The sequence below is a fragment of the Streptosporangium sp. NPDC004379 genome, from assembly GCF_042873875.1.
GTDB lineage: Bacteria > Actinomycetota > Actinomycetes > Streptosporangiales > Streptosporangiaceae > Streptosporangium.
Genome location: NZ_JBIAMC010000005.1, coordinates 139,142 through 160,889, shown reverse-complemented (window position 1 = coordinate 160,889; position 21,748 = coordinate 139,142). Strand labels below are relative to the sequence as shown.

Annotated in this window: 20 protein-coding genes; 11 read left to right on the top strand and 9 right to left on the bottom strand. The window is 72.2% G+C overall.

Annotation, left to right across the window (positions count from 1 at the left end; translation table 11 throughout):
* Positions 1-145 precede the first annotated feature (145 nt).
* Together ACFYSC_RS12975 and ACFYSC_RS12970 are read right to left on the bottom strand one after the other, a co-directional pair.
* Positions 146-1,822, bottom strand: a complete 1,677-nt coding sequence (locus ACFYSC_RS12975) for a serine/threonine-protein kinase (RefSeq protein ID WP_389960568.1) — start codon at positions 1,820-1,822, stop codon at positions 146-148.
* Positions 1,823-2,046: 224 nt separating this feature from the next.
* Entirely contained in the window at positions 2,047-3,627 is a 1,581-nt protein-coding gene (locus ACFYSC_RS12970) for an FAD-binding oxidoreductase (protein WP_389961127.1), read from the bottom strand.
* A gap of 73 nt (positions 3,628-3,700) precedes the next feature.
* Between ACFYSC_RS12970 and ACFYSC_RS12965 the strand changes: the two genes are divergently transcribed.
* From ACFYSC_RS12965 to ACFYSC_RS12950, 4 genes are all read left to right on the top strand, one after another.
* Positions 3,701-4,387, top strand: coding sequence for a TetR family transcriptional regulator (locus ACFYSC_RS12965; RefSeq protein ID WP_389960566.1), 687 nt, complete (start codon positions 3,701-3,703; stop codon positions 4,385-4,387).
* Complete coding sequence (locus ACFYSC_RS12960; RefSeq protein ID WP_389960564.1) at positions 4,384-5,976, top strand: glycerol-3-phosphate dehydrogenase/oxidase; 1,593 nt, start codon at positions 4,384-4,386, stop codon at positions 5,974-5,976. The genes ACFYSC_RS12965 and ACFYSC_RS12960 overlap by 4 nt, the downstream gene beginning before the upstream one ends.
* Positions 5,977-6,306: 330 nt before the next feature.
* Positions 6,307-7,257, top strand: a complete 951-nt coding sequence (locus ACFYSC_RS12955) for a sucrase ferredoxin (RefSeq protein ID WP_389960562.1) — start codon at positions 6,307-6,309, stop codon at positions 7,255-7,257.
* Positions 7,258-7,362: 105 nt separating this feature from the next.
* Entirely contained in the window at positions 7,363-7,677 is a 315-nt protein-coding gene (locus ACFYSC_RS12950) for a WhiB family transcriptional regulator (RefSeq protein ID WP_012893126.1), read from the top strand.
* A gap of 334 nt (positions 7,678-8,011) precedes the next feature.
* Here ACFYSC_RS12950 and rsgA read toward each other — a convergent pair whose 3' ends face one another.
* The 3 genes from rsgA to ACFYSC_RS12935 form a co-directional block, all read right to left on the bottom strand.
* Positions 8,012-9,151 (bottom strand): ribosome small subunit-dependent GTPase A, encoded by a 1,140-nt coding sequence (gene rsgA, locus ACFYSC_RS12945; protein WP_389960560.1) that lies wholly within the window; start codon positions 9,149-9,151, stop codon positions 8,012-8,014.
* Between the two features lie 380 nt (positions 9,152-9,531).
* Positions 9,532-10,788, bottom strand: a complete 1,257-nt coding sequence (glyA, locus tag ACFYSC_RS12940; RefSeq protein ID WP_389960558.1) for a serine hydroxymethyltransferase — start codon at positions 10,786-10,788, stop codon at positions 9,532-9,534.
* Between the two features lie 108 nt (positions 10,789-10,896).
* Positions 10,897-11,877 carry a YihY/virulence factor BrkB family protein gene (locus ACFYSC_RS12935; RefSeq protein ID WP_389960556.1) on the bottom strand — a complete coding sequence of 327 codons (981 nt, stop codon included), beginning with the start codon at positions 11,875-11,877 and terminating at the stop codon, positions 10,897-10,899.
* A 317-nt stretch (positions 11,878-12,194) separates the two neighbouring features.
* Between ACFYSC_RS12935 and ACFYSC_RS12930 the strand changes: the two genes are divergently transcribed.
* Positions 12,195-12,524, top strand: coding sequence for a hypothetical protein (locus ACFYSC_RS12930; protein ID WP_389960554.1), 330 nt, complete (start codon positions 12,195-12,197; stop codon positions 12,522-12,524).
* Between the two features lie 64 nt (positions 12,525-12,588).
* Here the strand turns inward: ACFYSC_RS12930 and ACFYSC_RS12925 are convergent, their stop codons facing one another.
* Positions 12,589-13,410 carry a class I SAM-dependent methyltransferase gene (locus tag ACFYSC_RS12925; RefSeq protein ID WP_389960552.1) on the bottom strand — a complete coding sequence of 274 codons (822 nt, stop codon included), beginning with the start codon at positions 13,408-13,410 and terminating at the stop codon, positions 12,589-12,591.
* A 331-nt stretch (positions 13,411-13,741) separates the two neighbouring features.
* Between ACFYSC_RS12925 and ACFYSC_RS12920 the strand changes: the two genes are divergently transcribed.
* Positions 13,742-15,700, top strand: coding sequence for a recombinase family protein (locus ACFYSC_RS12920; protein WP_389960550.1), 1,959 nt, complete (start codon positions 13,742-13,744; stop codon positions 15,698-15,700).
* Here the strand turns inward: ACFYSC_RS12920 and ACFYSC_RS12915 are convergent.
* A complete protein-coding gene (locus ACFYSC_RS12915) occupies positions 15,612-15,797 on the bottom strand; it encodes a YccF domain-containing protein (protein ID WP_389960548.1) in 186 nt (61 codons plus the stop codon). The two genes, ACFYSC_RS12920 and ACFYSC_RS12915, sit on opposite strands and share 89 nt — an antisense overlap.
* A gap of 202 nt (positions 15,798-15,999) precedes the next feature.
* Here ACFYSC_RS12915 and ACFYSC_RS12910 point away from each other — a divergent pair, with 202 nt between their 5' ends.
* The 5 genes from ACFYSC_RS12910 (at position 16,000) to ACFYSC_RS12890 (ending at position 20,238) form a co-directional block, all read left to right on the top strand.
* Entirely contained in the window at positions 16,000-16,134 is a 135-nt protein-coding gene (locus ACFYSC_RS12910; RefSeq protein WP_389960546.1) for a hypothetical protein, read from the top strand.
* A 554-nt stretch (positions 16,135-16,688) separates the two neighbouring features.
* On the top strand, positions 16,689-18,371 hold the full coding sequence (locus tag ACFYSC_RS12905; RefSeq protein ID WP_389960544.1) for a nitrite/sulfite reductase: 1,683 nt from the start codon (positions 16,689-16,691) through the stop codon (positions 18,369-18,371).
* A gap of 40 nt (positions 18,372-18,411) precedes the next feature.
* Positions 18,412-18,555 (top strand): Insertion element protein, encoded by a 144-nt coding sequence (locus ACFYSC_RS12900; protein ID WP_389960542.1) that lies wholly within the window; start codon positions 18,412-18,414, stop codon positions 18,553-18,555.
* A gap of 196 nt (positions 18,556-18,751) precedes the next feature.
* Entirely contained in the window at positions 18,752-19,480 is a 729-nt protein-coding gene (locus ACFYSC_RS12895) for a phosphoadenylyl-sulfate reductase (RefSeq protein WP_389960540.1), read from the top strand.
* Positions 19,462-20,238, top strand: a complete 777-nt coding sequence (locus tag ACFYSC_RS12890; RefSeq protein ID WP_389960538.1) for a sirohydrochlorin chelatase — start codon at positions 19,462-19,464, stop codon at positions 20,236-20,238. Before ACFYSC_RS12895 ends, ACFYSC_RS12890 begins: the two co-directional genes overlap by 19 nt.
* A gap of 162 nt (positions 20,239-20,400) precedes the next feature.
* Here the strand turns inward: ACFYSC_RS12890 and ACFYSC_RS12885 are convergent, their stop codons facing one another.
* Positions 20,401-21,225, bottom strand: a complete 825-nt coding sequence (locus ACFYSC_RS12885; protein ID WP_389960536.1) for a hypothetical protein — start codon at positions 21,223-21,225, stop codon at positions 20,401-20,403.
* Complete coding sequence (locus ACFYSC_RS12880; RefSeq protein ID WP_362929755.1) at positions 21,222-21,725, bottom strand: SigE family RNA polymerase sigma factor; 504 nt, start codon at positions 21,723-21,725, stop codon at positions 21,222-21,224. The genes ACFYSC_RS12885 and ACFYSC_RS12880 overlap by 4 nt, the downstream gene beginning before the upstream one ends.
* Positions 21,726-21,748 lie beyond the last annotated feature (23 nt).

Sequence of the window (21,748 nt, the reverse complement as noted above, 5' to 3'; positions counted from 1 at the left end):
CGAGCCCTCGCCTTTACAAAGTAGATTTTTCGGACATGTCCGTTTCGCTGGGCGGGCCCCCGAACAGGACCGCCAAACCCTCGTCCCGATCCGCCGCGCACTCGCGACCAGGTGTTCGCGCCGGTCTCGGGTCGGCGCACCCGGTTCAGGGCAGCGAGCCGATCTCGAAGTCGTCGAAGTAGGTCCGGGTCTCCTGGTCGTCCCCGGGCAGCTTTGCCACGCTGAGCCCGAACCGGGGTTTGCCCGTGGCCCCGCCCGCGTCCTCGTCCACGGCCTCGACCACGAGGTGGTCGTCGATCCAGAGCGCCAGGCGTACCTCGTCCCCGTTCCGGGAGCACTCGGCCCGGAGCGTCGCCTTCTTCTTGGAGAAGGCGGGCGCGAGGACGTCGGGCGTCATGTCCCACCCGGTCGCCTGGGTGGTCTTGTGGATCCTCGCGCGCCCGTCCGGACGGACCTCCAGGGTGTAGTAGTGAGCGTGATCGTCGTCAGGCTTGTAGTCACAGTAGATCCCGGTCCACGCCTTGCTGGGCCTTCCACTCTCGATGTCGACCCGGACGGTGACCAACGCGTGTTCGACGGGCTCCGCGTTGATGGGCGCCTCGACCATGTGGGAGTCGTTGGAGATGTCGGTGACCATCGTGTAGCGGCCGTCCCCGGTGTAACCACGGGAGGTGTCCGTTCGGGTTCCGTCGTTGAACCAGCCCGATTTGTCGTTGCCGAAGTCGTCCCGGTACAGCACACCGGTGGGCTCAGGCGGAGCCGGAGGGAGGGTGCGGGCCCAGAGCACCCCGGCCGCCGCCAGCAGGAGTACCCCGGCCGCCGCGCCGCCCACGACCGCCGGGCGCCGCCACGGTGCCGGAGCCCGGCCGGTTCCGCGCTCCTCACGCTCCCCCGGCTCCCCCGGCTCTCCGGGCTCGCTCCCCCGGACGGTCGGCGCGAGGAGGCCGGGGAGGTTCAGCCGCAGGGTGCCGGCCACCTTGGCGGTGTCCTCCGCGTCGTTCTGCCCGACCAGCTCCGACAGCAGTTCCTTGGCGGTCGGCCGGGAGGCCGGGTTCTTGTCGAGCGCCGCCTCGACCAGGCCGCGCAGCCCGTCGTCGATCCCGCCGAGGTCCGGGGTGTGGTTCAGGACGCGGTAGGGGATCTCGTGGACGCTCCCGGCGGCGAAGGGCGAGCGGCCCGTCGCGGCGGCGGCCACCACGCACCCCCAGGCGAAGACGTCCGCCGGCGGACCCGCCGACTGCCCGGCGAACCGCTCCGGGGCCATGTAGGCGGGGGTGCCGATGAGCTGGTTCGTCGCGGTGTGCCCGTCACCCGTGTCCAGGGCGCGGGCGATACCGAAGTCGATCACCCTGGGCCCCAGCGGGGACAGCAGCACGTTGGCGGGCTTGAGGTCGCGGTGCACGACCCCCGCGCCGTGGATCGCGGTCAGGGCGGTCGCCACCCCGACGGCCAGCGCCTCCAGGTCGGATCCGCGCAGCAGCGCCTCCCGGCGCAGCACGCGTTCGAGGTCGGGTCCGGCGACGTACTCGGTCACCAGCCAGAGCGGATCCCCGTCCAGCCGCGCGTCCAGGACCGGCGCGGTGCAGAACCGGCTGACCCTCCGGGCCGCGGCCACCTCGTTGCGGAACCGCGCCACGAACTCCGGATCGGCGGCCAGGACCGGGTTGATCACCTTGATCGCCACCGGCCCGGACGCGCTCTCCCCGAAGTAGACGGTCCCCATGCCCCCTCGGCCCAGGCGCCCGGCGACGCGGTAGGGGCCGAGCACGGTCGGATCGGAGGGTTCGAGACCGAGCACGGGAGGCGGACCGTAAGCCGTCACGGCAGACGATCATAGATCGGCCCGTTCGGCGGAGGGGGACATTTCCCTGGAAAATACGGGGAAGTCCGAACCGGCCGGCGCCGGACCCCGCGCCCGACCGGCACCCGGCCCGGCACCGAACCAGGCGCCCGGCCCGGCGCTCAACGAGCGCTCGACCCGGCGCCCGGCCCGGGACTCGACCAGACGTCCAGCCCGACGCCCGGCCCGGGGGCCCGACCATGCGCTCAGCCCCGCGCCGGGGCGACCAGCGCGCCGGGGTTGAGGACGCCCTCCGGGTCCAGCCGATCCTTGATCGCGCGGAGGATCTCCACGCCCAGTTCGCCGATCTCGGCGGCGTGGGCGTCCCGGTGGTCGCGGCCGACGCCGTGGTGGTGGGAGATCGTGCCCCCGGCCGCGACGATCGCCTCGTTCGCCGCCTTCTTGGCCGCCTCCCACTGTCCCAGCGGGTCGGCCGACTGGGCCGTGACGACCGTGAAGTACAGCGAGGCGCCCGTGCCGTACACGTGGGAGACGTGGCACATCACCAGCGGCGAGCCCAGGGAGCCCTGGAGCGAGCCCCGTACGGCGTCGTAGAGGCCGGGCAGGGCGGACCAGAAACCGGCCGTCTCCAGCGTCTCCACGGTGGCCCCGGCCGCGAGCAGGGAGTCGCGCAGGTAGGGCGCGGAGTAGCGGCCCCGGGCCCACGACTCGCCCGGGGCCGTGCCCAGGCAGACGCCGCCGAGCCCGGCCAGCACCGCCGCCGCGCCGTCCCGCCGCGCGCGCGCCTCCCCCGGTTCGCCCTCGTAGCCCGCGACGACCAGGCAGCCGGCGTCCGGGGCGACGTCGCCCAGCTCGTCCGGTCTGGCCAGGCCGACCATCGTCTCGGTCTCGTCGGACAGGCGCAGCACGGTGGGCACGGGGCCGTCCTGGGCGAGACGCCGCAGCGCGGCCGTCCCCTGCGCGAACGACGGGAACCGCCAGCCCTCGTAGAGGCGCTCGGCGGGGATCCGGCGCACCCGCAGTCGCAGCGAGGTGATCACCCCGAACGCCCCCTCGGAGCCCAGGATCACCTGGCGCAGGTCGGGCCCGGCGGCCGACTTGGGCGCGCGGCCCAGCTCCAGGGTGCCGCGCGGGGTGGCCACGGTCATGCCGACGACCATGTCGTCGAACCGGCCGTAGCCGGCCGACGCCTGCCCGCTGGAGCGGGCCGCGGCGAAGCCGCCCAGCGTCGCGTACTCGAACGACTGGGGGAAGTGCCCCAGCGTGAACCCGTGCCCGGCCAGCAGCTCCTCGGCCTGCGGCGCGCGCAGCCCCGGCTCCAGCTCGGCGACCATGGACTCGGCGTCCACCGACACCAGCCGGTTCAGCCGTGTCACGTCCAGCGCGACGACCCCGGCGAAGCCGCGCCGGTCGGCCGCCAGGCCGCCAACGACCGAGGTGCCGCCGCCGAACGGCACGACGGCCACCCGGTGCGCGGCGCAGATCCGCAGCACCGCCAGCACCTCGTCGTGGGAGCCGGGCAGCACGACGGCGTCGGGGGCGTCCGAGCCGTCCCCGGCGCGGAGGCGCAGCAGGTCGGGGGTGGACTTGCCCCGGGTGTGCCGGACGCGGGTCTCGTGGTCGCGGCGGACGTGCCCGGCGCCGACGGCCTCCTCCAGCTCGGCCGTGACCGGCGCGGGGAGCGCCGGGCCGGGCAGCCGCACCTCACCGAGGGTCGCGGCGGGGGTGTCCGGCGCGCGGACGCCCAGCAGGTCGCCCAGCAGGCGGCGGACCGGTTCGGACAGCTCGGCGGCCCGTGCGGGGTCGCCCCAGCCGGACCAGAGCATCGGTTCGGCGGCGGTCGTCGGAGTTTCCACGTCTACACTGTGACAGATGACGTCCATTCGTCACAATACGGTCATGGACCCCGGCGAACCCGCCCGCGATCCGGCTCCCGGCGACGCCTCCGCGCCCGGCGCCGGCGAACCCGAATCCGCACCCGCCCTGCCACCCGCCCACGGCCCCGCCGCCGGGCCGGCGCGTGAGACGGCGCGCGGCCCGGCCCCCGATCCCGTGCTCGATCCGGTCCTCGACGCCGCCCGCGAGATGGTGCTCGCGGTGGGCGTGCGGCGCACCACGCTCACCGACGTGGCGCGGCGGGCCGGGGTGTCCCGGATGACGCTCTACCGCCGCTGGCCCGACGTCCGCGCCCTGGTCGCCGACCTGATGACCCGCGAGTGGACGCTCGTCGCCGGCCGGTTCGCCGGGGACGACCCGGTCGCCGCGTCGGTCGGGGCGGTGCGGGCCCTGCGCGGACACCCGCTCTGGCGCAAGATCGTCGAGGTGGACCCCGAGCTGCTCCTGCCGTACCTGCTGCACCGCCGGGGGGCCAGCCAGGACGCCATGCTGGCGCTCGTGGCGGAGTCCGTCGCGCGCGGGCAGGAGCTGGGCGCCGTACGGCCCGGCGACCCGGCGCGGCTGGCCCGGACCGTGCTGCTGACCGCCCAGTCGTTCCTGCTGTCGGGCCCGGCCGTGCTCGCCCCGGCCTCCCCCGGCGAACTGGACGACGAACTCGCCGCCATCCTGGAGAGGTACCTGCGCCCGTGAGCTTCCCCGCCCTCCCCGGCCCCTCCTTGCGGGGCTCCTCCCTCAACGCCGCCCGCCGGGCGCGCGAGCTGGCCGAGGCGCGCGGCCTCGTGGTCGACGTGCTGGTGGTCGGCCTGGGCGCCACCGGCGCCGGGGCGGCGCTCGACGCCGCCTCCCGCGGCCTGTCGGTGGCCGCGATCGACGCCTGCGACCTGGCGTTCGGCACCTCCCGGTGGAGTTCGAAGATGATCCACGGCGGGCTGCGCTACCTCGCCAGGGGGCAGGTCGGGGTGGCCCGGGAGAGCGCGGTGGAACGCGGCGCGCTGCTCGCCCGCACCGCCCCGCACCTGGTGCGGGCCGCGCCGTACCTGCTGCCGCTGACCCCGCGGGTCTCCCGTGTCCAGGCGGCGACGGTGATGGCCGGCTACCGGCTCGGTGACGGGCTGCGGGCGGCGGCCGGCACGCCCCGCGCCCTGCTGCCGGGCCCCGCGCGGATCTCCGCCCGGCGGGCGCTGGAACTGGCCGCCCCCCTGGCGCCGGACGGCCTGCGCGGCGCGCTGCTGTCCTGGGACGGACGGCTGAGCGACGACGCGCGCCTGGTGGTGGCGCTGGCCAGGACGGCCGCCGCGCACGGGGCCCTGATCCTGACCCGCTGCCGGGCACTCGCGCTGTCCGGGGACGGCGCCGAGGTCCGCGACGAGCCGACCGGCGACGTCTTCACGATCCGCGCCCGGTCGGTGATCAACGCCACCGGGGTCTGGGCCGCCGGGCTCGATCCGGACATCCGGCTGCGGCCCTCGCGCGGCACCCACCTCGTGCTGCGCCCGGAGTCCCTCCCCGGCCTGCGGGCCGGGCTGCACGTGCCGATCCCCGGGGAGGGCAACCGGTTCGCGCTGGTCCTGCCGCAGGACGACGGCCGCGTCTACGTCGGCCTCACCGACGAGCCGGTGGACGGGCCGGTCCCCGACGTGCCGGAGGCGCCGGAGGAGGACGTCACGTTCCTGCTCGGCGTGCTCAACTCGGTGCTGGCGGCGGGGATCCGGCGCGAGGACGTCGCCGGGGCCTTCGCCGGGCTGCGCCCGCTCCTCGATACGGGCGAACGGGGCCGGGACGGCCGGACGGACGGGAGCGGCGGGCGGGGTGGGAAAGGCGGGCGCACCGCCGACCTGTCGCGGCGGCACGCGCTGCTGGTCTCCCCCGGCGGGGCGGTCACGGTCGTGGGCGGCAAGCTGACCACCTACCGGCGGATGGCCGAGGACGCGGTCGACCTCGCGGTGCGACTGCGGGGCCTGACCGCCGGGGCGAGCCGTACGGCGCGGCTGCCCCTCGTCGGGTACCTCCCGCCGGGCACGGCGGTGCGGGGACGGCTGGAGGCGCGGTACGGCGCCGAGGCCGCGGCGGTGCGGTCCCTGGCGGCCGGCGACCCGGCGCTGGCGGAGCCGCTGCCGACCGGCGTCACCGGCGCCGAGCTGGTCTGGGCGGTCCGGCACGAGGGGGCGCTGGACGCCGGGGACCTCCTCGACCGCCGCACCCGGATCGGCCTCGTCCCCGAGGACCGGGCGGCGGCCATGCCCGCCGCCCTGGCCGCCCTGGAGCACGGGACCGGCTGACCCCCTTCCCTGCCCTCCGGACCCGGAAGGCAGGGAAGGCAGGGAAGGCCGGCGGGCACCCGGCGGCCGCTCCGGGGCACGGAACCGGCGAAGTCCCGGCCCTCAGACGGCATACGGATTCCCCTCCATCCCTTGACAGGCTCTCCTGACCGTGCTTGCGGCGGGAGATTTCTCACAGGGATCTCTCAGCCCCGGGGCCTTGACACCGGACCTCCGCTCGCCTCCTCCGGCTCCGGCCGGTCGCCGCGCGGCGGAACAGAGCACATTCACATCTCACGCCACACCCGCCGATCAATTAGGTTAGTCTCACCTAAGTCGAAGGAGGGGTGCGTGAGCTCGGGGTGCGGTTCGGGGACGGACAGACGGGCATGGGCCGGAAGTTGCTCGCATCCTGCGGGCTGTCACACCGGTGACCTGCCGGTTCTCGCCAGCGCCACGGTGGGGGCCCGCTTCTGGCTGCTCATCGAGCACTCCGGCCCGTGGGCCTCGCACCTGGAGGACTGCCGGCTGCGCGAGGAGATTCACGCGCTTATCAGACGGGCCCAGAGCCTCGGTGTCCGGCCCCAGCTCATCCGCCGCCCGGGGCACCGGAAGCCCGTGCCCGGCGGCATCCACGTCATGGTCGCCGACGCCACGGCCCCCGAGCCGTGGATCGCCGAGGGCGTCATCGCAGGTCCAACCGATCTTGACATGGACGCGCTGGTGGCAGGAGTGGTCCCGGAGTCCTGCATACTTGTGAGTGAGCCGGTTTTTCTGGTGTGCACGCATGCCAAGCGCAACGCGTGCTGCGCCCGCATTGGACTTCCCCTGGCTCGGTCCTTGGCAGAGGTTTTGCCGGACAGAATATGGGAAACATCACATGTTGGCGGCGATCGCTATGCCGCCAACCTCGTGTGCTTGCCACACGGGCTTTACTACGGCAGCATGTCTCAGGCTGCTGCGATCGCGGCAGTCGATGCGTACCGGTCCGGCGAGGTCATCCTCGACCGTTTCCGGGGACGCGCGGGCATCCCCGAGCCGTCGCAGGCCGCTGAGCATTTCGTCCGTGCCCACACGGGTGAGCTCTCGGTCGGCGGAGTGGCCGTGGAGTCCTCCAGGTCGGACGGCGTCACCACCGAAGCCTTCGTGCGCGGTGGCGACGCTCGTTTCCGGGTGGTGGTCGAGCCCATGACGCTCACAACGCCATGTGGTACGGCTTGCGCCGAGACGGTCACCACCTATCGGCTGGTCACGCTGGACAGGCTCACGCCTGTGCGGTACGCCACCCCCGCTCTCGCCTGACCTGAGGGAACATCACGGGCAATACCGGCGTTGGACTCAGGGACGCCACAAACGTCCAATGCGGCATCAACCCGAATTACCTCTCACGTAAAAGGTGGTTTTCTCATGTCTCAGGTACGTCGGCAGACCGCCCGTCCTCGGCCCAGCTGGGGCTGGCAGGATGACGCCGCGTGCCGGGGTGAGGACCTCGTGCTCTTCTTCGGTCCCGACGGCGAGCGCCAGCCTGAGCGCGACATCCGCGAGCGGAAGGCCAAGGCCATCTGCGCCCAGTGCCCCGTCCGCGCCGAGTGCCTCGACTACGCGCTGTCGCGTCCGGAGAAGTACGGCACCTGGGGCGGCCTGAACGAGGACGAGCGCGCCTCCGAGCGTCGCCGTCGCATGCGCCGCGCCGCGAGCGCCGGCATCAGCGCCGTCGCCTGAGCAACACCTCCACCCGGCTTCCCCCGCGTGTGGTCCCGCCGTTCCGGCGCGGGATCACACGTCGCCGCACGATCAGGGTGTTCCGTCCTCGGGCGGGGCACCCGGCAGGTAAGTCCCTCCCCGGTGCCCGCCTCCCGCGGCTCCTTCTCCGGCGATCCCGCCGGATTCGCCTCGCACGCCTCCCGCGGCCTCCGGCCCGGCGGTCGCACCGCCGGACCTCCCCGCTTCCCGGAGCCCCCGCCCGGCCATCCGCCGGACGGGGGCTCCGGCGTCTCACCCCGGGTCAGGCCGCCCGGACCGGTCCTCGCCACGGCGAGGACCCGCGGAGTAGAACCTAGGGCCGGTTCCGGCCGGGCCTGCGCATCTCCTTGTGGATGGCCTTCCACCTGTTCTGCAGTTCCTTCCGCAGCTTCGGATCACTCCGCGACGCCATCCAGACGGCCTCACGCCGCAGCTTGTGCCAGCTCTCCAGCCGCCGCTCGGACAGCGTGCCGTCCTCGATGGCGGCGATCACGGCGCAGCCCGGCTCGGCCCGGTGCGCGCAGTCGGCGAACCGGCACCGCGCGGCGAGGTCCTCGATGTCGGAGAAGGCCATGTCCACCCCCTCGGCCATGTCGTACAGGCCGATGCGCCTGATCCCCGGGGTGTCGATGATCAGCCCGCCGTCGGGGAGCCGGAGGAGCTCGCGGTGGACCGTGGTGTGACGGCCGCGGCCGTCACCCGCCCGGACCCGCTGGGTCTCCATGAGCTCCTCCCCCGCCAGCGCGTTGACCAGCGTCGACTTACCCGCGCCTGAGGCGCCGAGCACGACGGCGGTGCGCCTGCCGTCCAGGTGGCCGCGCACGATGTCCACCCCCTCCCCGGTGACGGAGCAGACCGCGTGCACGTCCACTCCCGGGGCCGCCGCGGCGACCTCCTCCAGCAGGTGGGGCAGGGCGTCCCCGATGAGGTCGGACTTGGTGACGAGCACCACCGGCCGCCCCCCGCTCTCCCAGGCCAGCGCCAGCAGGCGCTCGATCCTGCCCAGGTCGGCGGTGTCGGTGGCGTGCAGGGCGGGCTCGGCGACGAACACGACGTCGACGTTGGCGGCGAGCACCTGCCCCTGGGAGTCGCCGGACAGGCCGCCCCGCGACGTCCTGCCGACACCGCCGCGGACGAAGGCGGTACGGCGGGGCAGCAGCGCCGCGAGTTCGAAGCGGCCCTCGGGCAGCCGGCGCAGCCCCGCCCAGTCGCCGACGCAGGGCAGCGCGACGGGATCTGCGGCGGCGGCCCGCCGTACGGAGGCGCCGTAGTGCGCCTGGAGATGGTCCTCGGCGGTCAGCACCTCGGCGGCGCCGCGGTCGACGCGGGCCACCCGGGCGGGCAGCAGGCCGTCGGGGAGGTCGGCGGCGAGGGAGTCGTCCCAGCCGAGGCGGGACAGCGACGCCGGAGAAGCGGAAGAAGCAGAAGAAGCGAACAGGTCCGGAGCGGACAACGTGGGTACACCCTTTGCGGAAAGAGGGCGCCCGCGGCAAGATCGGTCAGGCGGGCACCCGGAGGTCGGTTGACGGCAGGCTGCTCAGAAAGGCCCGCATAGTCCTCACCTCCGTTGCTCGTGGCCGCCCGTCCCCGGGCGGCGCCGTGACCGGAACCCACCGGTTCCGTCGCGCGGACGATCCGCATGACGGAACATACCGCGAAACCCGCCCCCCGGCGCAAACCCTTTTTCCGTCCCGTCCCCGCGTGTCCGTCTCCCGCCCGGGAACCCCCGGGGGCGGCCGGGACGGCCGGGAGCGCCGAAGGTCCCCGGGAGGGAGCGGGTGCCCCCTCCCGGGGACCTTCGGGAGGACGTCCGGCCGGCGCGGCGCGGGCGACCTACAGGCCCGGAGCCGGGAAGCGGGAGGTGAGCTCCCTGACCTCGTTCTGCACGCGGGCGATGACGTTCTCGGCCTCGTCCTGGTCCTTGGCGAGCGCGGAGACGACCTGGTCGATCCAGGCGCCGATCTGGCGCATCTCGGCGGCGCCCATGCCGCGGCTGGTCACACCGGCGGTGCCGATCCGGATGCCGGACGGGTCGAACGGCTTGCGCGGGTCGAACGGCACGGTGTTGTAGTTGGTCTCCAGCCCGGCCCGGTCCAGCGCCTGGGCGGCGGGCTTGCCGCCGATGCCCTTGGGCGTCAGGTCCAGCAGGATGAGATGGTTGTCGGTGCCGCCTGAGACGAGGTCGAAACCGCGGCCCAGGAGCTCCTCGGCCAGCGCCCGGGAGTTCACCACGACCTGGCGGGCGTAGTCCCTGAACTCGTCGGTCGCCGCCTCCTTCAGCGCCACCGCGATCGCCGCGGTGGTGTGGTTGTGCGGGCCGCCCTGCAGACCGGGGAAGACGGCCTTGTTCAGCGCGGTGGCGTGCTCGTCGGCGGTGGCCATGAGCATCGCGCCGCGCGGGCCGCGCAGCGTCTTGTGGGTGGTGGTGGAGATGACGTCGGCGTGGCCGACCGGCGAGGGGTGGGCGCCGCCGGCCACCAGGCCGGCGATGTGGGCGATGTCGGCCGCGAGCACCGCGCCGACCTCACGGGCGATCTCGGCGAAGGCCGGGAAGTCGATCGTGCGCGGGATGGCGGTGCCGCCGCAGAAGATCAGCTTGGGCCGCTCGCGCAGGGCGATCTCGCGGACCTCGTCCATGTCGACGCGGCCGGTGTCGCGGCGCACGCCGTAGCGGACCGGGTTGAACCACTTGCCGGTGGCCGAGACCGACCAGCCGTGGGTGAGGTGGCCGCCGAACGGCAGGCCCATGCCCATGACGGTATCGCCCGGCTGGAGGAAGGCGAGGTAGATCGCCAGGTTGGCGGGCGAGCCGGAGTAGGGCTGGACGTTGGCGTGGGCGACGCCGAACAGGGACTTGGCCCTCTCGACGGCGAGGGTCTCGATCTGGTCGATGACCTGCTGGCCCTCGTAGTACCGCTTGCCGGGGTAGCCCTCGGAGTACTTGTTGGTGAGGACGGTGCCCGTGGCCTCGAGAACCGCCTTGGAGACGTAGTTCTCGGAGGCGATCAGCTTGACGGTGTCGGCCTGACGCCGCTCCTCGGCCTTGATGAGCTCGGCGATCTGCGGATCGACGCTCGAAAGAGAACTCATGCGCCTTCACTCCCCTGTCGGCATTGACATCGCGCGGAGGACCCAGGCGCGCGGCCCTCCGCTTTCCGCTCCCCGGTGGTCGCTCCCACCCAATGCGCCAGTCGCGCTTCAGACGATAGCGGACTGACCGGTGCGAGTGGCCCGGCCTGCTCCGTCCACGGGCCACAGGCGGTCCACCTCGGCGTTCAGCGTGGCTCCGATGAGGACGGCCAGCGCCGTGATGTAGAGCCACAGCAGCACCGCGATGGGGGCGGCGAGCGAGCCGTACACCGACACCGGGGAGAACCAGGCGGCGAGGACCTCGCGCAGCACGGCGGCGCAGGCGATCCAGATGATCAGGGCGAGCAGGGCCCCCGGCAGCTCCCGCCACCAGCGCGTCCGCACCGGGACGCTCACGTGGTAGAGCAGGGTCAGGAAGATCACCGAGCCGATGACGACGACCGGCCAGTAGAGGCCGTCGACCAGGGAGGCGTAGTCGCGGGGCAGGACGCCGTGCAGCACCACCGGCCCGAGGACGAGGACCGGCATGATCAGCAGCCCGATCAGCAGGCCCGCGACGTAGAGGCCGAAGGACATCAGGCGGGTGCGGATGATGCCGCGCTCCTCTCCGAGGCCGTAGGCGACGGAGATCAGGTCCACGTAGACGAACAGGGCGCGCGAGCCCGACCAGAGGGCCAGCACGAAACCCACGGAGATCAGCGGGACCTGTTTCTGCGGATTCAGGACGTCGTCGACGAGCGGGGTGACGACGGTGTTCACGGCGTTGTCGGTGAACAGCAGGTGGGCCTGGGACTGGATCCAGGCCCGGACGTCCTGCACCGTCTCCGGGCCGAAGATCCCGGTGAGCCGGCCGACCAGGCCGATCAGGCCGAGGGTGAACGGCGGCAGCGACAGCAGCGCGAAGAAGGCCGCCTCCCCGGCCAGGCCGGTGACGCGGTAGGCGATGCCCGCGTTGGTGGTGGCGGTGGCGAGGGCCCAGGTGCCCGTGCCGCGCAGCCAGGTCAGCCCGGCCCGCAGCCGGGCCACGCGTCCACGCGATGTGGGCTTCTCCGGCCCCGGCCGGTGCGCCTGGGCATCAGTGGACGTCATGCCACACAACGGTATGCCCAGTGCCTCTTGATCACGAACCGTCCGGCCATGGTGCCGGCGCGTGTCCGGCGGTCTCCCCTCCCCGGTCCGGGGGCACGCCGGGTCCCGTCCACGGCGCCCCCGGGGCCGGGGGTGCATCACGGGACGCCGTCGGGACTTCAGTCCCCAGGGTTGGACCGGGGAGCACACTGGCTCGGGAAACCAGGGGTTCCCCAGACTCGATCGAACGGTCTTTCGCAGCTGCCAGCCTCCGCGGGCGCAACACCGTCCCGGTCATCGCCCGCCTGGTCCAAGCCGATGAAGACACCGTCCGTGATGTGATCCCACCACTTCAACGGGAGCGGGCTGACCTGCCGGAGCCTCAGCGGGCGGGAGACCGTCCCCGCCTGCTCAGTGACGACGAGGAAGCCTTCGTCGCCCAGACGGCCATCACGCGACCGGTGAAGCTCGGCCAGCCGTTCACCCGCTGGTCGATCCGCAAGCTCACCGCCTATCTGCAGGCGCTTCCCGGCCGGACGATCTGCATCGGCCACAAAGTCCTCAGGGCCTTGCCGGCGCGCCGGGGAATCACCTTCCAGCACACCAAGACCTGGATTGAGTACGCGCTGACCGGGCGCCCGGAGCGGACCTTCGCCTTCAATGAGTAGCGAGAAGGGCATGCGCGGAGAAAATCGCCCACTCAGGCAGACCGCCTGAGTCATTTACGGCACATCAGCCCTCCACAGGGACCTGGGTGATGGCAACGAAATTTTGACTCATACCCAGGATCGATGGCTCCGTCTCGAGCAGACGCAGTACGGCCAGTACCCGCTCTCGCTGCTCAGGCTCCTCCAGACGCTGGGCGAATTCGGGCAGTAGCTTGACACTGCCGCTGGCACCGACGAGCACACGCAGTTCCAGCCCGGCCTCCTCCACCTCCTCGGTGAGATCCTGCGGCCGGTGAAAGAACGAGGTGGTGAACTGCGCCGGGTCACCGCTTGGGTTCCGGTATTGGCCGTCGGTGAGGAACCTGACGTTCTCCTCGGAGCCGCCCGGCCCGATCGGCGTTCCCCGGGCGATGTCCTCGAAGAGCGGATAGAACCGGGACAGAGCCTTCGCCACGACGACACCGCCCGGCCTCACCACCCGCCGGGCCTCCCGCAAGGCCGTGATGCGGTCGTCCCTGTTCGTCAGGTGATACAGCGGCCCGAGAAGCAGCGCGGCATCCATGCTGCACGCGGCGGCTTCCAGGGCACGCGCGTCTCCGACGGCCGCGCTGGTCAACGGAACGGAGGCGACTCGAGAGGCCGCCTCGGCCTGTTCGATGTGCAGCGGCACCGGATCGATCAAATGCACCTCGTACCCGGCCGCAGCCAGTGGCAACGCGTAGGCGCCAGCACCACCTCCAACGTCCAGTACCCGTGCAGGCGCCGGCGGCAGATGCCGCTCCAACAAGTCCCACACCCGCAAGAATTCGATCTGCCGCCCACCGGAAGCCAACCGGTTCTGCTCCAGGCCGTGCTCGTAGTACGCCAGCATCTCCGCATCCACCATGCTGCGACGCTAGATCAGAAGCATTCGTTCGGCCACTGAGATTCGACCAGCCAAACTGCGGACACCCCGAGACAGAACCCGGCGAGCCTTCGCAGTCAGAGCACTAGGCACCCAGCGACTCACAATCTCCGTGACGTGGTCGTAGGAATCGATCTGGACTCAGGCGCGTGTGTCCGTCTCCTGCCCCTGCTGCTCGGTCCAGCTCCGTAACTCCTCGCGCCCACCCGGAAGCAGCAGCAAGCCGCGAGTAATTCGAATACCATCGCCCGCATTGAGTGCCCCGGCGACGGCTGCAACCGTCCCGGGGCCGGCCGACTGTCCAGGAGTCGACATGACAAATCCAAGCACATGTCTATGCACAGCGACCGCTACGGTCGCCCACGCCACGATGCCGCAGGTCCTCAGGGCCGTGGACTACCTCCGGGTGAGCACCGAGGAGCAGAAGCTCGGCTACGGCATCGCCAGCCAGGCGCGCAAAAACAGCCGCCACATTGCGAACAAGGGTTGGCACCACATCGGCACGTACAAGGATGAGGGCATCTCCGGCTCAAAGGAGATGGGTGAACGCCCGGACTTCGACCGGCTGATGGAGCACGCGAAACTCAACGAGTTCGACCTTGTCGTGGTAGAGGGGGGCGACCGAATCGGCCGTATCGGTCGTGCCTTCTGGCGTTGGGTCTGGGCGTTGGAGGACATTGGAATCTTCGTCGCCATCACCAACCGGAACATCGACAACACCACTCCTGAAGGCCGGGCGCAGATGCGGCGGGAAGCTGACTACGCCGAGACCGAGTGGGAGAACATCCGGCTACGCACCCAGGGCGGTCTCCAGGAAAAAGCCGAGGACCTTGGCTCGCCGCACATCGGCGGCCGGCCCCCGTATGGCTACCGGATCGAGGCGAAGGGCATCAGGGGCGAATCGCGGTTGGTCGTCGACGAGGCCGAGCGTGCCCTCGTGCAGCGCGTCCACGACATGGTGGTGATCGAAGGGCTGAACCTGCGGCAGACCGCCATCCGGCTCAACGCTGAAGGGTTCACCTGCCGTTCGGGCCGTCCGTGGTCGGTGGCCAACCTCCGCGATCGGGTCATGTCCCGGGCGGTACTCGACGCCGAACTGATCTTTCGCGGCGCGCACGCCAAGACCGATGCCGACGGCAGACCGCTGTGGGGCGATTCAGTGACCATCGCGCTCCCCCGGATCCTGTCCGACAACGCGGCGGCCGCGCTCCGCCAGAAGGTCGCCGCCCGTGCGAGGACCAGCAGTCGTAACCGAGCGGTTTACCCGCTCACGGGTCGGCTGATCGGCCGCTGCACAGCGCCGTACACCGGCAGCAGTCGCGAGTCTCTCTCATACGGTCGCCGCAACTACCGTTGCAGCGGCAAAACTGACACCGTGCCCGGTCAAGGGGTCTGCGACTGCTCGTCCATGGACGCTGAGGCGGTGGAGAAGCACGTCTGGTTAAAGGTCGTCACCCTGCTCGGCAACTTGCGGAAGCTGAATGCGCTGGCCACCGAGCGGGTCGCTATGTCCGACGGCGATCAGGCGGCACACGCCGAGCGGATCGTCGGCCTCGACCAACAAATCGACGCGATGAGGGCGTCCATCACCGCCGTGGTCGTGGCTGCCGCCAAGCAGCAGCAGTCTGCAGACGCCATCGCCGCCGCAACAGTGGCCCTTAACGAGGAGCTACGACAGTTGGAGGAGATGCGCGCCGAGGCCGCCGCCTGGTTGGCCGAAGTCAAGGAGGCGGAGCACCGGGCCCACGGCCTCAAGTCCCTTGCCAAACTGGTTCAGCATCAGCTGATGGACATGAGGTTGGAGGAGCAGAGCAAGATTCTCCGTCTACTCGACGTGAAGGTGTTCATCGAGGGGCCGGTGCCGGTCCGAACCGGGGGCCACATCTGTACCGTGCAGTCCTGGTATAAGTCGGCCGGAGTGAACGTCCCGGCGGCCGACCTCTCGGATGAGCAGTGGGCGCTGGTCTCCCACCTGCTCCCCGCCGGACGACGCGGCCGCGTACGGCGTTCGGTCGACGCGATCTTCGCCAAGGCCCGGACCGGCGTTTCCTGGCCGACACTCCGCGAGGAGTACGGCTCGACGAGTACCGCCTCAAAGTACTTCAACGAGTGGGTGTCGCAAGGAGTTTGGGCCGAACTCGACGCGGCACTCGCGAAGGTGGAACGAGTATCGCTACCCGCGCTCAGACTCCTCCCGCCCATGCGAATCGAAGTACGGTTCGATCCCCGCGTGATGCTGGGCGCCGAGGAACGGTTCCGAACGGAATCGTGACGATCAGAACGCAACAGATGATGCCCGCGAGGACGTAACCGGCGGCCATCCAGATTCCGGCGAACACCAGCCAGATCACGTTGAGCAGGGTCCTCATACTTCGAGGATGGCAGGCCGGATCGGGACGGTTCCATCGGGTACGTCCCGGGCTCTTCCCTGGGTCCCTCCGCGAAGGCCCTGGGGAGGAAGGAGTCCCGGAAAGGCTCCGGGAGGAACGCCCCGGGACGCTTCCGGGGGCGCGGCGGGACCCGGAGCCGGGGATTCCGGGGCCGCCCGGATGAAGACGGCACAATGGAAGAATGATCTGCGACCTGTGCAAGGAGCGCCGCCACGACGAGTGCCGGGGCGGCTCGTGGTGCGACTGCCAGCACAAGACCCCCGAGCAGGCAGGGAAGGACAAGGAGTCGGAGCTGGGCTGGCCGCGCCAGGGGTGAGGCTGCGGCGCCCGCCGTACCGGGTGAACCGCGCGCCGTACCGGGTGGGTCGCGCGCCGTACCGGGTGAACCGCGCGCCGTACCGGGTGGGTCGCGCGCCGTACCGGGCGAACCGCGCGCCGTACCGGGTGGGTCGCGCGCCGTACCGGCGAGCCACGCGCCGTACCAGGCGGGTCGCGGGCCGGGATGACGTCCGGGACCCGCGAGGGGCTCCACGGCGGGCCAAGGTTGGCCCTGGCGGCGGTCCAGAGTGTGGACCGCACATTGGACATCTCCCACCATCACGGTATCGTCAGAGACATGCCAGCGGACCCGTTGCTCGTCGTGCGACGCCACGTCGACCTCCTGCGTGTCCGCAGCGCCATCTGTTGTGACGTCCGTTGACCGACGCCCACCGCTGATTCCATCCGGCTGCGGGCGCGCGACAGGCGTCCTTCTTCCCTGAAGCGAAGCCTTCTTTCGAAGCGAAGCGACCCCCGTACTCGACGGCGAGGCGGGAGGTGCGCCGCCCGCGCGTGCCCGAGATCACCTCATCGATCGTGAAGGACGCGCGCATGACGACCCCGGCCAGGCCGGCAAACCGGCACCACAAGCGCCCGCGCGGCGAGGGTCAGTGGGCTCTCGGTTACCGCGAACCGTTGAACAAGAACGAGGAGAACAAGAAGAACGACGACGGGCTCAACGTCCGTCAGCGGATCATCGACATCTACTCCAAGTACGGCTTCGACTCCATCGACCCCGCCGACCTGCGGGGCCGGATGCGCTGGTACGGCCTCTACACCCAGCGCCGGCCCGGCATCGACGGCGGCAAGACCGCGATCCTGGAGCCGGAGGAGCTCGACGACCGCTACTTCATGCTCCGGGTCCGCATCGACGGCGGACGCCTGGACCTGCGGCAGCTGCGTGCCATCGCCGACATCTCCAACCTGTACGGCCGCGGCACCGCCGACGTCACCGACCGGCAGAACATCCAGCTCCACTGGATCGAGATCGAGTCCGTCCCCGACATCTGGGAGCGGCTGGAGGCGGTGGGCCTGTCCACCACCGAGGCGTGCGGCGACACCCCGCGCGTCATCCTGGGCTGCCCGCTGGCCGGGATCGACGCCGGGGAGGTGCTCGACGGCACCCCGCACATCCGCGAGATCCACGACGCCTACATCGGCGACCCGGCGTACTCCAACCTGCCGCGCAAGTTCAAGACCGCGGTGAGCGGCTGCCCGGCGCACTGCACGGTTCACGAGATCAACGACGTGGCGTTCGTCGGCGTCGTCAACGAGCGCGGCGAGGCCGGCTACGACCTGTGGGTGGGCGGCGGCCTGTCCACGAACCCGATGCTGGCCAAGCGGCTGGGCGTCTTCGTCACGCCCGAGCAGGTCTCGGCGGTCTACGGCGGCGTGATCGGCATCTTCCGCGACTACGGCTACCGCCGCCTGCGCCACCGGGCGCGGCTGAAGTTCCTGGTGAGCGACTGGGGCGTGGAGAGGTTCCGGGAGGTCCTGCAGACGGAGTACCTCGGGTACGCCCTGCCCGACGGCCCGGCGCCCGAGACGCCGCGCGGCGGCCGCCGCGACCACGTGGGCGTCTTCCCGCAGAGGGACGGCAACTTCTACGTCGGCTTCGCGCCCAGGGTCGGCCGGCTCAGCGGCGACACGCTGCACCTGATCGCCGACATCGCCGAGCGGCACGGCTCGGACCGGGTGCACACCACGGTCGAGCAGAAGATGGTCATCCTGGACGTCGCGCCCGACCGGGTGGACAGCCTCGTCGCCGAGCTGGAGGCCGCCGACCTGCGGGTCAACCCCTCGACCTTCCGCCGCCAGACCATGGCGTGCACCGGCATCGAGTTCTGCAAGCTGGCGATCGTCGAGACCAAGGCCGTCGCGTCCGACCTGATCGACGAGCTGGAGCGGCGGCTGCCGGACTTCACCGAGCCGCTGACCATCAACGTCAACGGCTGCCCCAACTCCTGCGCGCGCATCCAGGTCGCCGACATCGGCCTGAAGGGCCAGCTCGTCGTCAACGACGCGGGCGAGCAGGTCGAGGGCTTCCAGATCCACCTGGGCGGCTCTCTGGGGGTCGACGCCGGTTTCGGCCGCAAGGTCCGGGGCCTGAAGGCCACCGCCGCGGAGCTGCCCGACTACGTCGAGCGCGTGGCGCGCAACTTCACCAAGCAGCGCGACGAGGGCGAGACGTTCTCCGAGTGGGTGCGGCGGGCCGACGAGGCGGACCTCAAGTGAGACGCGGCGCCGTACGGCGGGGCTCCGGGAGGGGGCGGCGATGAGCGAGCGGATGGCCCCCTTCCACTGCCCGTACTGCGGCGAGGAGGACCTGGAGCCCTACGAGGGCGACGGGGGCTGGTACTGCCGCTCGTGCGCCCGCGCCTTCAAGCTGAAGTTCTTCGGGATCGGGGTGCGGTCGTGACCGGCCGCGGCACGGCGGACGGTACGGCGGGCGGGACGGGCCGGCGCGGGCCCGGCGCGGTGGACGGCGTCATGAACGGCACGGCTAACGGCACGACGAACGGCTCGGCGAACGGCGTGACGAGCGGGGTGAACGGGGTGGCCGGTGCGGCGCGAGCGGCACGGGCGGCCCTCACGGCGGATTGGGAGTGATGAACGTGAGCATCGTTGACATCGAGATCGGCCTGAACCGGCAGCGGGCCGGGTTCGACCTGCAGGACATCGCCGAGTCCGCGGCCGTGTTCCTGGAGGACGCCCCGGCCCTGGAGATCATCCGGTGGGCGGCGGCCACCTTCGGCGACCGGCTCTGCCTGACCTCCTCGATGAGCGACGCCCTGCTGATCGACCTGGTCAGCCGGGTGAAGCCGGGGATCGACGTGTTGTTCATCGACACGGGCTACCACTTCGCCGAGACGATCGGCACCCGTGACGCGGTGCGGCAGGTCTACGACGTGAACGTGATCGACGTCAAGCCGTCCCGTACGGTCGCCGAGCAGGAGCGCGACCTCGGGCCGCGGCTGTTCGGCCGCAACCCCGACCTGTGCTGCTACCTGCGCAAGGTGGAGCCGCTCAACCGGGCGCTGGAGCCGTACCTCGCCTGGGTGTCCGGCATCCGCCGCGACGAGGCGGTCACCCGTTCGGACGTCAGGGTCGTGGAATGGGACACCAAGCGCCAGATGGTGAAGATCAACCCGATCGCCCGCTGGACGCAGGACGACGTCGACAACTACATGGCCGACAACGGCGTGCTGATCAACCCGCTGCACTACGACGACTACCCCTCGATCGGCTGCGCGCCCTGCACCCGGCAGGTCGCCCCCGGTGAGGACCCGCGCAGCGGCCGCTGGGCCGGGATGGGCAAGACGGAATGCGGGCTGCATCTTTGACGCCGCCCGGCCCCGGCGCCCCGCCGGTCACGCCGCTGGTCGCGGTGGCGCACGGGTCGCGTGACCCGCGCGCCGCGGCGACGGTGGAGGAGCTGCTCGGCCTCCTGCGGCGGGAGCGGCCGGAGCTTCCGGTGCGCGCCGCCTACCTCGACCACGCCGCCCCGACGCTCGCCGCGGCGCTGTCGGGGCTGGACGAGGCGGTGGTGGTGCCGCTGCTGCTCACCGCGGCCTACCACAGCCGGGTGGACATCCCCGGTTCGCTGGCCGAGATCACCGCCCGCCGCCCGGCGCTGCGCACCCGGGTCGGCGGCACGCTGGGGCCGCACCCGCTGCTGGTCACCGCCCTGGAGCGCCGGCTGGCCGAGGCCGGGGTCGAGCCGGGCGACCCGGACACCGCGGTGGTGCTGGTGTCGGCGGGCTCCAGCGACCCGCGGGCCAACGCGACGGTCGCCGCCGTCGCCGCGGACTGGGCCCGCCTGCGGGGCTGGTGGTCGGTGGGCGTCGCCTACGCCTCGGCGGCCGAGCCCGCCCCGGAGCGTGAGGTCCGCCGCCTGCTCTCGGCCGGCGCCCCGCGGGTGGCGGTGGCTCCTTACCTGCTGGCCCCCGGCCACTTCGCCGACCGGACCCGCGACGCCTCGCTCGCCGCGGGCGCGTCCGTCGTGGCCGGGGTGCTCGGCGCGGCCCCCGAGGTCGCGGCCGTCCTGGCGGAGCGCTACGACGAGGCCGTACGGCGCCGCCCGGCGTCCGCCTCGGCCTGACCTCCCGGTGAGACCTCGGCCTGGCCTCCCGGTGAGACCTCGGCCTGGCCTCCCGGTGAGACCGGGACCCGCCGAGGCCGGGCCCGCGAACCTCGACGGTTCCCGTACCCCGAGGCCCCGAGACCTGCGATCCCGGAGTCCGAGGCACCAGGGGCCGGTGCCTCAGCCGCCGTCCCCGCCGCTTCCCGGGCTCGGCTTCGCGCCGTCCCGGCCGTCCCCGGGGCAGCGCACCGCGACGATCCGGCCGTCGAGCGGGTCCGTCACGACGACGGCGCCCGGACAGACGGGCCCGACCCCGATCTCGTCGGCGAAGCGGCAGCCGGGGCCGCCGTCGCAGGGCTCGGTCCGGGTGAGCGTGACGGTGACGCTGATGTCGGCCCGGGTCTTCGGGGCGTCCGCGACGACCTGCCGGGCGTCCCGGTCGCCGGCCAACGGGAGGCCCTGCCGCCGCACCGAGCCGGGCGGGACCACCGCGATCTCCAGCCGCCCGATCTCGGACTCCGGGAACAGCATGGTCATGCTCTTCGAGCGCTCCCGGTCCTCCAGCCCCTCGCGGCAGGTCTGGGCGTTGCGGTACTTCCCGTCCTCCCAGTAGAGGACCTCCGCGCCGAACGGGCAGTGGACCGCGACCTGCGTCATCGTCCCGTACGGCCGCGCGGGCAGGTCGAGGGACAGCCGCTCGCCCATCGTGGAGAACCGCTTCTCTAGAACGACATCGTCGACGTAGCGGGCGCCGTACCGGGGCGTCGGCTGGGCCATGACGCCGGTCCAGACGTCGTCGGGGACGACGGTGGCGCCGGTCCCCGGCAGGATGAGCGTCGCGACGGCGGCGAGGCCCGCCGCGAGGGTCCCGCCCAGCGCCGCGGCGCGGCGGCGTCTGATCCGCCGGACCCGCCGGTCGACGGCGGCGACGGTCACGCCCCCGCGGTGGCCGTCGTCGCCCTCGGCCGCCAGGATCTCGCGCAGTTCCGGCTCTGTGATCGTCAACTCGGCTCCCCTGAGGTGGTCGCGGCGATCGCCGCGGGATCGACGCGCAGCTTCGCCAGGGCCCGGCTGGCCTGGCTGCGGACGGTGGCCACCGAGCAGCCGAGGATCTCGGCGATCCGCGGGTCGGGCAGGTCGGCGAAGTAACGCAGCACGACCACGGCCCGCTGCCGGTCGGGCAGCGCCGCCAGGGCCTGCCGTACGGCCTCGCGCGTGCCGACCTCGCCGGTGCGGTCCTCCCCCGCCGTGTCGGGCAGCGCCCCGGTGGGCACCTCGCCCCGCCAGCGGCGCCGCCACCAGGAGGCGTGGGTGTTGGTGAGGATGCGGTAGACGTAGGGGTCGGGGTCGTCGCCCACCCGCCGCCAGGCGAGCCATGCCTTGGCCAGCGCGGTCTGCAGCAGGTCCTCGGCCGTGCCCCAGTCGCGGCACAGCAGGTAGGCGGCCTGCAGCAGGCGGGCCGAGCGCTGCTCGACGTACCGCTCGAAATCGGCTCTGTCTCGCACTCGCCGTCCTCGGTGTCTCGGTG